General features: G+C 33.5%; 14 protein-coding genes and 1 pseudogene. 5 read left to right on the top strand and 10 right to left on the bottom strand.

Annotation, left to right across the window (positions count from 1 at the left end; translation table 11 throughout):
* From A194_RS20775 to A194_RS0109115, 3 genes are all read right to left on the bottom strand, one after another.
* The coding region (locus A194_RS20775; RefSeq protein WP_029425122.1) for a hypothetical protein at positions 1-183 on the bottom strand (183 nt) is incomplete at its 3' end.
* The gene (locus tag A194_RS19400) at positions 183-827 is read right to left on the bottom strand and encodes a Panacea domain-containing protein (RefSeq protein ID WP_017186545.1); all 645 of its coding nucleotides are present in this window, start codon (positions 825-827) and stop codon (positions 183-185) included. The genes A194_RS20775 and A194_RS19400, both read right to left, overlap by 1 nt.
* A 416-nt stretch (positions 828-1,243) precedes the next feature.
* A complete protein-coding gene (locus A194_RS0109115; protein ID WP_157783046.1) occupies positions 1,244-1,504 on the bottom strand; it encodes a hypothetical protein in 261 nt (86 codons plus the stop codon).
* Positions 1,505-1,867: 363 nt separating this feature from the next.
* On the opposite strand from A194_RS0109115, the gene A194_RS0109110 reads away from it, so the two are divergent.
* The 3 genes from A194_RS0109110 to A194_RS19775 all read left to right on the top strand — a co-directional run bounded on the left by A194_RS0109110 (position 1,868) and on the right by A194_RS19775 (position 3,230).
* Positions 1,868-2,194 (top strand): PadR family transcriptional regulator, encoded by a 327-nt coding sequence (locus A194_RS0109110; protein WP_029425120.1) that lies wholly within the window; start codon positions 1,868-1,870, stop codon positions 2,192-2,194.
* Positions 2,195-2,869 (top strand): DUF1129 family protein, encoded by a 675-nt coding sequence (locus A194_RS0109105; protein WP_017186542.1) that lies wholly within the window; start codon positions 2,195-2,197, stop codon positions 2,867-2,869.
* Positions 2,870-2,999: 130 nt separating this feature from the next.
* The gene (locus tag A194_RS19775; protein ID WP_272942209.1) at positions 3,000-3,230 is read left to right on the top strand and encodes an RDD family protein; all 231 of its coding nucleotides are present in this window, start codon (positions 3,000-3,002) and stop codon (positions 3,228-3,230) included.
* A gap of 9 nt (positions 3,231-3,239) precedes the next feature.
* Here A194_RS19775 and A194_RS20770 read toward each other — a convergent pair.
* Positions 3,240-3,427: pseudogene (locus A194_RS20770) on the bottom strand (IS30 family transposase); the annotation flags it as partial.
* 395 nt (positions 3,428-3,822) lie between these two features.
* Between A194_RS20770 and A194_RS0109095 the strand changes: the two are divergent.
* Complete coding sequence (locus A194_RS0109095) at positions 3,823-4,293, top strand: hypothetical protein (protein WP_017186540.1); 471 nt, start codon at positions 3,823-3,825, stop codon at positions 4,291-4,293.
* 160 nt (positions 4,294-4,453) lie between these two features.
* Positions 4,454-4,903, top strand: coding sequence for a hypothetical protein (locus tag A194_RS0109090; protein WP_157783044.1), 450 nt, complete (start codon positions 4,454-4,456; stop codon positions 4,901-4,903).
* Between the two features lie 1,174 nt (positions 4,904-6,077).
* Here the strand turns inward: A194_RS0109090 and A194_RS0109085 are convergent.
* The 6 genes from A194_RS0109085 to A194_RS0109060 all read right to left on the bottom strand — a co-directional run bounded on the left by A194_RS0109085 (position 6,078) and on the right by A194_RS0109060 (position 13,737).
* Complete coding sequence (locus A194_RS0109085) at positions 6,078-7,202, bottom strand: amidohydrolase family protein (protein ID WP_202800435.1); 1,125 nt, start codon at positions 7,200-7,202, stop codon at positions 6,078-6,080.
* Positions 7,203-7,573: 371 nt separating this feature from the next.
* Entirely contained in the window at positions 7,574-8,167 is a 594-nt protein-coding gene (locus tag A194_RS0109080; protein ID WP_017186537.1) for a TetR/AcrR family transcriptional regulator, read from the bottom strand.
* A 1,030-nt stretch (positions 8,168-9,197) separates the two neighbouring features.
* Positions 9,198-11,153, bottom strand: a complete 1,956-nt coding sequence (locus A194_RS0109075) for an FtsX-like permease family protein (protein ID WP_017186536.1) — start codon at positions 11,151-11,153, stop codon at positions 9,198-9,200.
* Complete coding sequence (locus A194_RS0109070; RefSeq protein WP_017186535.1) at positions 11,143-11,904, bottom strand: ABC transporter ATP-binding protein; 762 nt, start codon at positions 11,902-11,904, stop codon at positions 11,143-11,145. Before A194_RS0109070 ends, A194_RS0109075 begins: the two co-directional genes overlap by 11 nt.
* A gap of 139 nt (positions 11,905-12,043) precedes the next feature.
* Positions 12,044-13,051 (bottom strand): sensor histidine kinase, encoded by a 1,008-nt coding sequence (locus tag A194_RS0109065; protein WP_017186534.1) that lies wholly within the window; start codon positions 13,049-13,051, stop codon positions 12,044-12,046.
* Entirely contained in the window at positions 13,048-13,737 is a 690-nt protein-coding gene (locus A194_RS0109060; protein WP_017186533.1) for a response regulator transcription factor, read from the bottom strand. Before A194_RS0109060 ends, A194_RS0109065 begins: the two co-directional genes overlap by 4 nt.
* Positions 13,738-13,854 lie beyond the last annotated feature (117 nt).

Genomic DNA, 13,854 nt, shown 5'->3' with positions numbered 1-13,854 from the left:
ATCTTTATCTTTGACATAGTGTTGAGTTTGACTTGATAAAGTAAAGTAATAGAGGTAGTCATCCGTAAAACCGAATTCAATAGGTAATAAAATTGGATGACCACCAATTCTATGGTCTATTTTATCTGTTTGTTTGAACCGTATATTTGTTTTAGTTAGAATAGCACCTTTATCGTAATCCATTAGTACATCACCAATTCTCCATTTTCATCCTTATAAATAAAATACTTTTCATTTTTAACTTTATCACCGAAATCCCATAAATCTCTATAATTCTCTTCACTAAGTTCTGTTTCATGTTTATTATAAACAAAAACATTTCCATTAATCTCTTCAATTTTTTCAACGCTAAAATCGTAGTCTTTATAAACTTCATATAAATCAGCTAATGGTTCATAATACTCTCTAATTTTTTCAACCTTAATTTCTGGATTTAGTCTGTTTTTTGCTTCAGCTTCTAGCTCGCCCCAAGGTTTTTCAGAGTGAGTTAAGTTTACTAATTGATCACTTGATTGTGAGCCATAAATTGAATTAACAATCTCTAATATTTTTGTTGTTTCTTCATCAAATTCAGGTGTGTCGAATGCTCTAGATCGTGGTACAAATTGGTTGTGACGGTATTCAACAAACATATTATTGACTACAGGGCCGTTTGCCCAAGCTTCTATTCTGTCATTAAACAATTTCTCACCAGTAACAGCTAATTTCATTGCTTGAGCATAGTATAGCAATTTTTGTAGTTTTAAATGTCCGTCAAGTGTTTCACTAGCTGCACCACTGTTAAAGTCAATAAACCACTTACTGACTTGCCTAACGTTGTAGGTCATTTTGATTCCTCCCTGCCAGAAAATCGTAGATTAGACTTTCTGTCACTTTCATCTTATTACATTTATTCTAAAAAAGAAACAGGTTTGCTTCAATTTCCCTTGACAATTTAAGATAAATATATTAAATGCCGAAATAATACTATTACCTCTAATTTATTATGTCAATAATAATTCATAAATTTTCCTCTGGGTTCTTTTTAGACATTGTAATAATGTTTCTTTTGTAATAACTCCTCTTGAACATTATCATTAAACACATTTTAAACACATAAATAATAAAAAATACTGATATATCAACTTTTAGTCAGGGATATTAACCCCCTTCGAGGGCGTTTTGAGTATTATATTGTATAAGGATGAACATGACATGTTTATGGTGGAGAAAAATGTTAAAAATGATTGGTTTTAATTTTCTTTTACACTTTTTTTACACTGATTTCCTGAATTTTGCACTTTAAAAAGCTAAAAACAGCCGTAAACCCTTGATAGTATTGGGGTGGAGGCTGTTCCTTTTTGCGCGAACATGTAGCGAATTTTACTGTTTTTTTGTGCTTGCTAAAATTTGTTTTAATTTCTCCTTGAGATCGAATTTGTTTAGAAAAATCGATAGCAAAATGATCGCCTAACGTTTGAAGTACCTTATCATAATAATCGAATAAGTAATAGTTTTGTTTCATATGTGTACACTCTGCTTTTGATAAACTCTCTAGTAATTTATAATCCATCTTTACTTTGATGATTCTTACGATGAATAAAAACAAAATAAAAAAACCTTTAACTTGTTAAGTCCCAACAGATTAAAACTCAATTACTGAAAAAGTAACTGCAAAACTACGGAGATTAACCAAGTAAAACGTCTTGAATTACATGAGATTCTAGAATATATTTTACAACCTTCATCAAACTCCTAAGATAATTTCGGGAGTTTTTTCTTGCTAAAGAAACGAAAAGCATATATAATACAACTATATTGTGTAACAAGATACTGGATCTTGTTTTTTAAAAACTTTAGTAACTTGCAATACAAGGTAGGTGAGGAGATGGCGATCAGAAGTCAATTATTGAAAGGAATATTAGAGGGGTGTATTTTGGCTATTATTTCCAAGGAGACCGTTTATGGATATGAATTGGCCATGAAATTACAAGACCATGCTTTAGATGTCAGTGAAGGCTCCATTTATCCCATATTACTACGGCTGCAAAAAGAAAAACTCATTCAAGGAGAAATGAGAAAATCACCTAGTGGGCCCAATCGTAAGTATTACACATTGACAGACGCAGGAGAAGAGTCATTGGAGACTTTTCGAAAAAATTGGGAATATCTAAAAAAACCAGTTGATCAATTATTGGACGAGGAGGATGTGTAAATGGAAAGTTTAATTGTAGAGAATAATGAAAAAAGAAGGCTGCTGAACAAAGAAAATAAGAAAATATATGAAGATATGCTGATGTATGTTCGTTTATCTTATAACAAGTCGGTGGCAGAAACAGAAGAAGTATTAATGGAATTACTGGATCACTTGTTAATATTACAACAGGAGGGTAGAGTTGCTTCTGAGTTGTTTGGTGATAACCCGAAACAGTATGCCAATGAAATCGTTGGTGAATTACCACAAAAAATGCTATCAAAGAAGATGATAATGCAGTTTTTCATGGGAGTGTTTTACTTTCTAGGTGTTGCAATATTTCTAAATGGTTTAGTTAGTACCGTTTGTCATTATGGATTTGGTCTACCAGAATCTAATCAAACCTATTATGTAGGAACATTAGCTATTAATACATTATTATCATTGGGGATTGCGTTTATCCTTGTTTATGCCGTTATTCGATACATTTGTTGGGCTTGTTTTAAGGATGTAACAAAGATCTTTGAGTTATTATTTACCGGTATAGTATTTGGTGCTTTGCCATTCGGTATTTTTCTAGCACTATTCTACTTTATGCCTTCTTTCGGACCGCCCATAACGATCGAGTTATACTGGCTCATTTTAATCGGTATTTGTTTCTATCTGTTAGGGAGCCTTTTTAAGAGAAAAGCTTAAACAAATAAACACCTAGAGATGGCTCTAGGTGTTTGTTGTTTTTATTTACCAATATACTTAGTTACTGTTCCTATCATTTGGAGTGGTTATGTTATTGGTAAGAAGTTGTGCAAAATAAAAATCAAACAATATAAAAGTAAGAAAATCATTTAAAAATATGATTTTGAGAGAAGTAGTTGGTTTTCATATTGTTGGCATATTGTCGCTAGGGGTATCACTAGTGGTTAATATATTTATGATAGCATTTAGAAAAGATAAAAGGGCAGTACATGATATTATTGGTGGTACGTATGTCAGCTATAGTCATGTTAAAAACTTTGATTTTCAGGAACTAAGAGAAATTGGAGAAGGGGCAATGTAAGACAGTTTGTCAATTTAAGTGCAACAGTTCTTCATGAAAAGCCTCGTATGTTGATTTCCAGTTCAGGCATGTTTTAATCTATGATTGATTAAGTCTAGAGCTTTTTTAAAATCTGATTTATCAATCTTAGCTAAATCTGTTTTCTTAGGGAAAAACTCTCTTATCAAGCCATTGGCATTTTCATTACTGCCACGCTGCGTAGGGTGATTGTCAAAATCAGAACATCATAAAACTTTGCTAATAAACGTTGTCTAAGATTAACTGGATTGCTCATCTTTATCACCACATATAACGTATTTTCTAGCATTAAATGAACAATCTACTACTAGTATAACAGATACTCAGATAAAATTTTGTTATTACATGAATCAATTTAAGAAGTGATTTTAAACAAACTTAAAATATTTGTTCGGAATACTCGTATTAATAAATCTGATAAAAATACGAACGCCAGCACCATTACCTTTATGAATAATTCACCTTTTCATTTTACATCATTAATCAAAAATAGAAAACAATTTGAATTATCACAAAATAGATATTACCATTCTATTGAACAAAAAACATCAAACTATTACCTTAAAGGTAAAAAATGGGAGGACCTCTTGTAAAAAACAAAAAGAATTTATTTTCAGTCGTTGTGATTTGTTTTATTTTAATCTTTGCTTCGCTTCGAACTTTTAATGTTCTTAACTTTCCCCTGTCATCAACAATGAATGCAAGCCCAATCGGTTGTGCTCCTTTAAGTTTAGACCCATTAAGTTCTGAAATGGATTATGAATTTGAAAAGTATAGTGATGATATAACAATACAATGTGCAAGGGCAGATGATACTTGGAGAAATTTAAGATCGGCTGCCACTTTAACTAATAGTACTAGTAGAGTTAATAACTACAATAAATCAGGAGGACAAAATCAAGCATGGTACGATTTTCAGAGAATGCCAGGCAACCAACAACAAGTTGGAAATGGTAAATATATAAAGGCATACGAAGAGAAAACAGTAACTTATTATAGGTCTACAACCCGACTATTGGACTTTAAGCTATCCATATTCCACTGAAACAGATAAGATAAGATTTTTACCAATTCAATAAAATTTTGTGTACCAAATGGAAGTATTGAGTGAAGCTTTTAAGCGTTTTTACTTAATTATAATACAGTAATGAGGGATAATTATTGAATATGAACTGGAAGAGTACTGATTTAAATAACGAGTGGTATTGTTAGGTATGTTTTCGAATCCTCTTCACATTAATCAAATAAGTAAGGATTTGAGCCTTTATTCGAATGAATTGTTATTAAAATTTTGCAAACAAAAATCACATAAACTGCATTACTGGAGGATAATTGGCGCTGAATATCCTGATGGAGATGATTTTCTTGCTCTCTTTGAGCAAAAAGACCCATATCCCTTTGAATATGAACTAACGGAAGAACCTAATCAAGATCATATTATAGCGTGTTCTAGTTTTTCAACTGAACACAACTTAATCACAAAGGTTCATGGATATGGATTCAGTAAAAACAGTGGGGAGTATTTATCTTCTATTGTACTAGAGGTTGAACATATGTATATAATGATTTATGCAGGGCAAGTTTTACAAATTAAAGTTACTGAACAGGAGCCCAGAATGTTAAATGATGATTTACTTTTTTCATCACTTAATTGAAAATTTGTTCCTGAAAATTAAATTTATTTGTCTAACTGTCGACGGAATGGGCATTTGAGTTTGGTTGCTTTTCCTTGATGTCGGTTGGGCTAATGGAGGATATACAATCACACTTAATAACCTATTTACTTGTTTGAATTTACAGTAAGAATAGCATTTAAGGAGTCAAAACTTAAAAGAATTTAAAGATATCAATGAAGAGTTTACTAAAATAGAAAAGCATTCAAAAAGTATGATTTTCAAAATGAATTAATTTATCTTTCTAACAATTTATAAAAATACAATATTGTAACAACGTTATAAGGGATGAAAATGACACTGCTTTACTTAAGAAAGATATAGCAATATGGTTATTTCTTCAACGGGGGAGTATGTCCAGTAAGAAGGAAAAACAACAGATCCACTTATTGCGCAGTACAACGATACTACTATTCAATAGGGAAAGATGGCAGTTTTTAAATAGAAAACATTACTGGAAAGGCGAAAAAATAACAGCGCCGTACTTCGTGTACATGTTCCTAAGAACTGACCTATTCACGGTAACCCTGACATCAAGTAATGGAAACTCGTGCCACGTGGAAAATATCGCGTTGCTGGAATTAATAGATGATTACAGGAAAGAGTTCATTTGTGTGAGCTCTTTTTATTATAGACTTAAATAGAAGTTATAAAGGTTTATCTGCAGCAAAGACAAATACTACGCAACAATAATATTTAAGCTAACTCACTATCATTAGAAATCAAAAGTAGAAAGTATTAAGGTAAATAATCGAACATAAAAATTCTTTTTTTATAAAACTGTTCAACTGTTAAATCTATCTGTCTAAGACTTATTTCATCCAACTCTTTGTAAAAGAGTGAAAAAGCATCCTCAACGTATTTGTACAAACTTAAACCATTTATTCCTTCCGCTGTCCTGTGGTACAATACCCAATTATATAAACATGGTAAAAAGGAACAACTATTTTTCAATTTACTAATGAACACTATTCGTGTGGGGTTAATTGATCATAAATAAAATATCCAAAAAATTCGTTATGCATTTATTTTACTTAAAATTAATGCATAATAAATTTTAAGCAAAATAACTTTCCACTAGATCACCTATCGTATTCTCAAATGTACCCCTTATTCAAAATTCAGTATTATTGCAACCCTTTATTATGCTTACCTCTTAGTGTTCTACCACTAGTCTTCCATCTCGAAATACTTTGCTTACATTTTGAACATCCTCAATCTGTTGTAATGGATGGCCATCGATGACAATTAAATCAGCAGCTCTTCCAGGTTCAATAACGCCTATTTCATCGCTCTGTAAAGCGTCGGCTGCACGACTCGTTGCTGCTTGCAAGGCTTCTTGAGGACTTAGTCCGCTTTTAACAAGCAGTTCAAGTTCCTGATACATACTTGGACCAAAGAAAACGCCAGGCATGCCCGCGTCCGTCCCTACTACAAATTGCCCATCAGCAAGGTGGAACTCTTCGGCCCGTTCTAAAAGCAATTGCTGATATTCTGGTTCGGCGTTTATCGTTTCGACTGTTAGTGTTGGTGTTAGCAACATATCTCCTTCAATGATTGTTTCCAGTAGCTCTTCTGGCCACCCGTTTAATACGACGCCTCTTCCTAAATGCTCCAAGCCGTCAACGCCTGCCTCAATTAATTCCTCCAAATCCTTTAATGCACCCCAATGGCCTGTAACTGGGATATTGTGTATATTTGCTTCGGTAACAATTGCTTGAAGCACATCAGTAGCGATTGGTTCTAATGGATACTCTGAGAGTCCTCTCTCTTGAACGACCTTGATAAGGTCTACTCCCTCATCGCCGCTAACCATCTCTTGGACATTGTCTCGTGCTTCTTTGGGTGTGTCCGGAAAAAGGACGACCTCTGAGTCTGGGTCTGTTCCTATCGTGGCGATTGGATGCCCTTCCAATGTAGTAAATAATGAACCTGAAGTGAACAGGCGCGGCCCTTCGAGTTCCCCATCCTGAATTAACTGACGGAATTCCATTATCCACTCATGCTCATCTCCAACACTGCGTACGGTTGTAATACCGTGTTCCAATAAACTTTTTCTTTTGTCTGGAGTAAAACGTATAAAATCAGAAACCAAACCAATAATCCCGAATGGGCCTAACTCTTGGCCTAATTCCATTTCCTTCATTCCTAAGTGTACATGCAAGTCGATTAAACCAGGCATTAGCGTATGTCCGTTCAAATCCATGACCGTTGCGGATGCAGGAATATCAACTTCATCATCCCTACCAACGTCAATGATTATCCCGTCCTGAATTAACACAGTGCTCTTTTCATGGGCTTCCAACTCTTCATCGACTAAAACCGTAGCATTGGTCAGAGCAAGATAACCCTCTTGCTTTTCTCCGGCCGTATAGAGCGTACTATAATAATAGATTATACTGCCGGTTACGACTATAATAACGAATAGAAGGCTATACAAGACAAAACGCTTGAAAAATCTCCAAAAAGAACGGCCTCGACTTTTATTTTCTTTCCCTAACGTGACTGTTGCATCATTTACTTTACGCATTAATCCTTCCTCCGTTCAATCAAATAACGCCAACTCCCATAAAGAACACGCCAATTACCATCATCAGCACAGAAGGCAATGTGAGGGAGGTGGTGAGACTGAAAAGTGATTGTGTTATGAATTTACTTAACTATTTTTGTCACCATATTAACTAAATCATTTTTGTATTCTTCTAAGTCAAATCCTTCTCCATTTACAAGCATTCTTTCAGCAATTGCGCCTTGTATCATAGTAGAAAGGCTCTTTGGATTGAATTCGGAAAACTCATTTGTCTTTTGTCCATTATGTAAAATCTCTTGCAAATACACATATAATGGTTCTTCTTCCTCAACCGGTAACTTATAATAAGAAATATTATCTTCCGTACGTACATTAAAAACAATCTCAATCAGTGCAATATTATTAACCCTATGTGTTCCTTGATAAGCTAAAGAAGCTTCAATGAAAGTAATTAGTTGGTCATAGGCAGATTCTTCTTTTGATACTCTTCCTTTAATATAATCAAATTGTGTATTTAATAAATAAACTAACGTGTTATTCAACACATCTTCCTTATCTTCAAAATGATAGGAAATTAATCCAGTACTAACCTTAGCCATTTTTGCAATTTTAGCCAAGCTTATATTTACGTAGCCGATTTCATTAAGTACATCCACCGTAGCTTTTATGATTTGCTCTCTTCTTGCTTCCGCTATAAAAGATGGTTGATCCACCATAATAGTTCCTCCATTATCTTAATCTTATTTTTCCCAGCTTATCAATCATCACATTAGCCGACGATAAAAAGCACCAATAAATTTACTTTGATAGTTTTCAATAAACATTGATGAAACAGTATGAAAGTTATTGTTCTGCACATTTACGGCATAGCTCATGAGATTGTGTTAATTCATGGTAGGTTCGGTTCCAGTCACTCGTTTCACGCTTTGATTAAACTTTGATTAATCAATATTTATTTTGGTTAATCAACCAAAAAATATCATCTAATAACTCCCCTGTCAAGTTAAATAAGTTTTTCTATATAAATCAACACCTTGAATTTTTCAAATTTATCAATTGGTTAATTAAAACGCAAAGGATATTACCATAATTTAATAAAATCCTTTGCGTTTAGTTTGAAAAATAAGCATTGATTTATCATAGAGAAGGATTAGTTAGACTGGCTTTTTTCTAATAAACTCTTTATATCAATGATGGAATACCGATTTTGAAGCCCAAAGACATTACTTATTCGCTGTATAATATTATGTATAAATGTTATTTATATACTATAAAGTGGTGTGTAAATCATGCCACTGTAGCTGAATTTTTATTTTTCTATTTTAATTATTAATAATAATATTTCATCGAAGCTTTTATAGAAAATTAGCTTAAAAGTTAATGTAGTATTATTTATTATATTCTTTCTGGTAGTAATGTTAGGGATTGGATTGCTAGTTAGTGTAGTTTTGAGGAAGGTAATTTTAAGTATATGTTGTGAGGTGATACTAATGAAACAAGCGAATTAAGAAATAGTTAATTGGATGAGTTTAGAGAAACTCAAATATCCTACTCAAATGTGCCCTCTTAATACTAGAAACTATATAAAAATGATAGGAAGTACGTTCTAGAAGAATATTGGAAAAATAAAAAATCGGAGTAGAAATCTACTCCGAAAAAAGTCTAAACTTTTTGAGATCACCACATCCGGTTTAGTGTTTCTTTTCTACATAGGTTGTTTAACTAGATATCCTCCTATAAGATATCCTAAAGTGCTTCACTAATCACTTTTCGGTAGTAAATGACAGATAACATACCAAAAACCGAGTAAAGAACTGTGTATAACCCCATGACAATAAGCATTGGTGTCCAAACTTCGGAACCGAAGAAGAACCAGCCCGATTGAACAGCAAAGTAACTGTGTAGTAGCCCTACTGCAAGTGGGATTCCAAAGTTGAATAATTGCTTTATTTGAATTCCTTTTAATAAATCATTTTGAGTAAAGCCTAGTTTTCTTAAAATGGTGTAGCTTGTTTTTTCACTGTCACTTTCATCCATTTGTTTGAAATAAAGAACACAGCCTGATGTGACAAGGAATGTCAATCCTAAGAATGCGACGATAAACATGGTAAGTCCCATATTCATTTTTTGATTTTGGCTATATTGAAATTGTGAGGCATTTCCTAGCCACTCATCTATATTATGGTTTAAGAATAGGCTGTTGGCTTGTTCTAAATCTTCTTCTGCGACATCAATTCCAGTGAACAATAATGATTCTCTTTGATAGTTAGGGTCTAAATCCTCTCTAAGCTCTTGGTAGGTTGAGTCATTAACAACAGCTATTGGCATTCCACCGCCATTGGAAAAGTAAGCTGAAACGAGATATTCTCTGTTTAAACCTGTATGCTGTAATTCATACTGATCATTTTGTCCAGTTAAAATGACTTTTCCAGAATCTTTAATCGTCATAAAACGCATCATAAGGTCCGAATAGCCAGTCAACAATGTCTCATCTTCCTCAACATCAATATGTTCAAAATTTGCATCACTGACAAGAGGTAATGGTAATTCACTTGGGTCCATCGTAATAGAAGGGTCTTCATCCATCTCAAGATCCAGAATGTCAGATGCATCCGTTTCAAATTGGATGACTTCAACTTGTGTCATGGAATAATCAATACTGTTTTCTTCTAAGTGTGAAGTAAATTCCTCAATAGACTCCTCATTAACTAATGCAAAATCATGAACAACAAAATCTTCTGCATTTTGTTCAGCTGAGTAGTAAGCAATATAACTTAAGCTTAATAATCCTATAGCTAGAGCTGAAATTGTTGTAATAATTGTTAGTAGTAATGCATTTGATTTCATTCTAAACATTATCGATGATAAAGACATGACTTTGTTAATATTTAGATAGCCTTTATGTTGCTTGCGAATGAGTTGGAATATGAACGAAACTGATCCTTTATAAAATAAATACGTTCCAATAATAACAGAGGCTAAAATAAATACCATCGCCATAAATAACTCATTTATAGACATAAAAGCCCCGTCGAAAAGCATTTGAGAAACGTAATAACCTGTACCGACTAATCCAATTCCTAATACTCCAATAATTACTTGCCAAATGGACAAGCGCCTTGTTTTTACTTCTGATGAAGAACGAACTTGGAACAAAGATAGAATACTTTGTTTCTTAATAAATAAATAGTTCGTAAACATGATTAGTAAATAGATACCCATAAAAACAAGCAATGTTTGAATCAATGCTTCTTGAGAAAAAGTTAATGTGGCCACTGCTTCAACGCCTGTGATTTTAAAGACAATCATGACTATTAATTTTGAAATGGAAAAACCGAGTAAAATCCCAATAACCATAGAACTGAAATACAATATAAAGTTTTCAATACTTAAGATTCGAAAAATACGACCTTTCGTTAGCCCGATTAACTGAAACAAGCCGATTTCACTACTGCGTCGCTTAATAAATAGGTTATTGGCATAAACTAAAAAGGTGCCAACTATGACAATGAGTAAAATAGATCCAGCCCTAACAGCAGCCTGCCCTTTAATTGAACCTGTAGCTGGGTCCATCGATGGGTCGTACTGTAACGTTACGAACGCAAAGTAAATAGTCACACTAAATGTTAACGCAAAGACGTAAAGGTAATAGTTAGTGAAGTTTTTCTTGAGATTTCTTAAGATGAGTTGGTTAATGTTCATATTGTACGCCACCTAATACACCTTGAGTTTTCATAATGTCTTGAAAAAAGCTTTGTCTGTCTTCATTTCCTTTGTTAAGTTGACTATAAATTTGCCCATCTTTAATAAAAATGACGCGTTTGCTGTAACTCGCTGCAACTGGATCATGTGTAACCATCATAATCGAAGCATGGTGCTTTTCATTTAGATTACTTAATTTACTAAGAAGGTTGGAAGCAGATTTAGAATCAAGAGCACCAGTTGGCTCATCTGCAAAAATAACACTTGGTTCATGAATGAATGCACGGGCAGCTGATGTACGTTGTTTTTGCCCACCTGAAATTTCACTCGGATATTTATCTCGAACGTCATAGATTCTAAGTTCTTTAGCCAAGTCCTCGAACCGTTCATTCGCCTCTTTTTTTGAGACATTTTGGATTGATAAAGGTAATAGAATGTTTTCTTTAACGGTCAATGTATTGAGTAAATTATATTCTTGAAAAATAAAGCCTAGGTGTTGTTTACGAAACTCAGCTAACTTTTTCGACTTCATGTTCGTGATTAAGTTGCCTTCAATCTCAATGGTTCCGTGGCTCACTTCGTCGATAGAGGATAAAACATTGAGTAGTGTTGTTTTCCCTGAACCAGATGCCCCCATAATACTAACGAATTCACCTTCTTCAAGTGTTAGGTCAATACCTTTTAAAACTTCTTGTCGATTAAATTTATTGCCATAGCTTTTATGAATTTTTTGAGCTTTAAGTAGACTCATTTTATAAACTCCTTTCTGTTAATCTAAATTTATTGTATATGGGGGAGGGTTTTCTATCCTTCATTTTACCTAACAATTGAAAAAAGCATGTGACATTTTTGTCACATGCGTGTAAGTTAGAGGTGGCTTCGTACATAGATTATGACTCGTCAGCGATCAATACGAAATCATTTTTCTTAGGAAAGGTAAGGGAGAAAGTAGTTCCCTCTCCTTGAATTGACTCGACATTGAGTTTTATTTGCAGTGAATTAGCAACTTGTTGGGTTAAGTATAAACCCATACCAGTCGCTGAGTTGTCTTGGTGTTTTGCGGTGGATGTAAATCCTTTCTCAAATATGCGTGGTAAGTCTTTCGGTTCGATGCCACGTCCATGGTCTTGAACTGTAAGTATAATTTGCTCGTTCTCTATGTAACTCGTTAAGCTAATCTCCGAGTTTTCACTATACTTTACTGAATTGGATAAAAGTTGTCTAATGATAAAAGCGAGCCATTTTCCATCAGTAAGAACTTCATTTTCTTTTAAATGAATATCGAATCCGATTCTTTTATAAATACACCATGATTTTAAATTTTTAATCTCTTGATAAATAATCGGTTCGAGCTTTGTTTTTTCAATATAAAGGTCGTTTTCGATAATGTCCATTCGTTTTTTATGTAATTGTTGGTCTAGTAATAAGTGAATTCGAAGCCATTCATAATTCAAATCGTTTTTTAGTGATGGATCTTCAATTCGATCATTAATGAGTTGCATAGCTGTTAAAGGGGTTTTAACTTCATGAATCCAAGATAGTAGCTCATCTTTCTCCATTTCTAAATGGGTAAGGTTGTCAGATTCGATTTGTTTTAATTGCTCTGTTTGTTGTGTCAGGTTATGCGAAACGATTCGTTCAAATGGGGTTGATGGCTGTGGTAAATCCGATTGATCTAAGAAGTTTGTTCGCTCGCTTAATATTTTGTAGAAGTTGACTTCTTTTTTATAACGGATGATTATAAAAAAAACAAAAATGACACTTGATAAAAAGGAATAATACACGATTGATTCAAAAGCTACCTGTGAATCAACATAGGAAATGAATAAGAATAGTGCATGTAGAAATATAAATAGTAAGATCCAACTCATGCGTTCATATAAAAATCTTCCTATCATGAACTGTACACATCCTTTGCGATGTATCCTTGTCCTACTTTAGTTTCAATGTACTTCCCCAAACTAATCTCATCAAGTCGTTTCCGTAGCCGATTGACGTTTACAGTTAATGTATTATCACTAATAAATCGTTCGTCTTCCCATAAACTGTGAATGAGTTGATCACGGGTTACGATTTTGTTTTTATACTCGATTAGTTCTTTTAAAATATAAGTTTCATTCTTAGTTAGTTCAACAGTTCCGTGTTCGTTAGTTACAGAATTCTTTTCATAATTAATAGTGGCACCGCACCATGTTTTAAGTTGAATGTTGTCTGTATTATAATTGTAAACTCGCCTTATAGTGGCCTGGATTTTAGCGATTAGAACATCGAAATGGAATGGTTTTTGAATGTAATCATCTGCTCCAAATCGCATCGACATAACCATATCTGTAGGATGATCGCGTGATGATAAGAATATGATCGGTACATTGGAGTGTGAACGAATTAACCGACACCAATGGAAGCCATCATACTTTGGGAGTTGAATATCGATCACGACTAAGTCTGGTTTGATTTGAATAAATTCCTCATCAACTTTCTCAAAATTTTGTATTCCATACACATCATATGACCATTGTGTAAGCCGCTCTTTGATCTCATTATAAAGTGATTCATCATCTTCAATAATCAATAATTTAAACATTAGCATCACCTTCTGATGTTGACATATTTAAGACTAGTATACCAAAGAAAGGGAGTGCAAAGGGAGTGATGTTATAATTAAGTTATTAATGTAAAATTTTTTAGCTAGGTTTTGTCT

The organism is Alkalibacillus haloalkaliphilus C5, assembly GCF_000269905.1.
Classification (GTDB): Bacteria; Bacillota; Bacilli; order Bacillales; family Alkalibacillaceae; genus Alkalibacillus; species Alkalibacillus haloalkaliphilus_A.
The sequence above is the reverse complement of the archived record's forward strand: the minus strand, read 5'-3'. Positions and strand labels throughout refer to the sequence as shown.

What these genes read in the sequence shown, in the direction of transcription:
- A194_RS0109060 (WP_017186533.1), bottom strand. Translation starts at nt 13,737, where the DNA reads ATGTTTAAATTATTGATTATTGAAGATGATGAATCACTTTATAATGAG.
- A194_RS0109110 (WP_029425120.1), top strand. Translation starts at nt 1,868, where the DNA reads ATGGCGATCAGAAGTCAATTATTGAAAGGAATATTAGAGGGGTGTATT.
- A194_RS0109080 (WP_017186537.1), bottom strand. Translation starts at nt 8,167, where the DNA reads ATGGTGGATCAACCATCTTTTATAGCGGAAGCAAGAAGAGAGCAAATC.
- A194_RS19400 (WP_017186545.1), bottom strand. Translation starts at nt 827, where the DNA reads ATGACCTACAACGTTAGGCAAGTCAGTAAGTGGTTTATTGACTTTAAC.
- A194_RS0109065 (WP_017186534.1), bottom strand. Translation starts at nt 13,051, where the DNA reads ATGATAGGAAGATTTTTATATGAACGCATGAGTTGGATCTTACTATTT.
- A194_RS0109095 (WP_017186540.1), top strand. Translation starts at nt 3,823, where the DNA reads ATGGGAGGACCTCTTGTAAAAAACAAAAAGAATTTATTTTCAGTCGTT.
- A194_RS0109070 (WP_017186535.1), bottom strand. Translation starts at nt 11,904, where the DNA reads ATGAGTCTACTTAAAGCTCAAAAAATTCATAAAAGCTATGGCAATAAA.
- A194_RS0109105 (WP_017186542.1), top strand. Translation starts at nt 2,195, where the DNA reads ATGGAAAGTTTAATTGTAGAGAATAATGAAAAAAGAAGGCTGCTGAAC.
- A194_RS0109115 (WP_157783046.1), bottom strand. Translation starts at nt 1,504, where the DNA reads ATGAAACAAAACTATTACTTATTCGATTATTATGATAAGGTACTTCAA.
- A194_RS0109075 (WP_017186536.1), bottom strand. Translation starts at nt 11,153, where the DNA reads ATGAACATTAACCAACTCATCTTAAGAAATCTCAAGAAAAACTTCACT.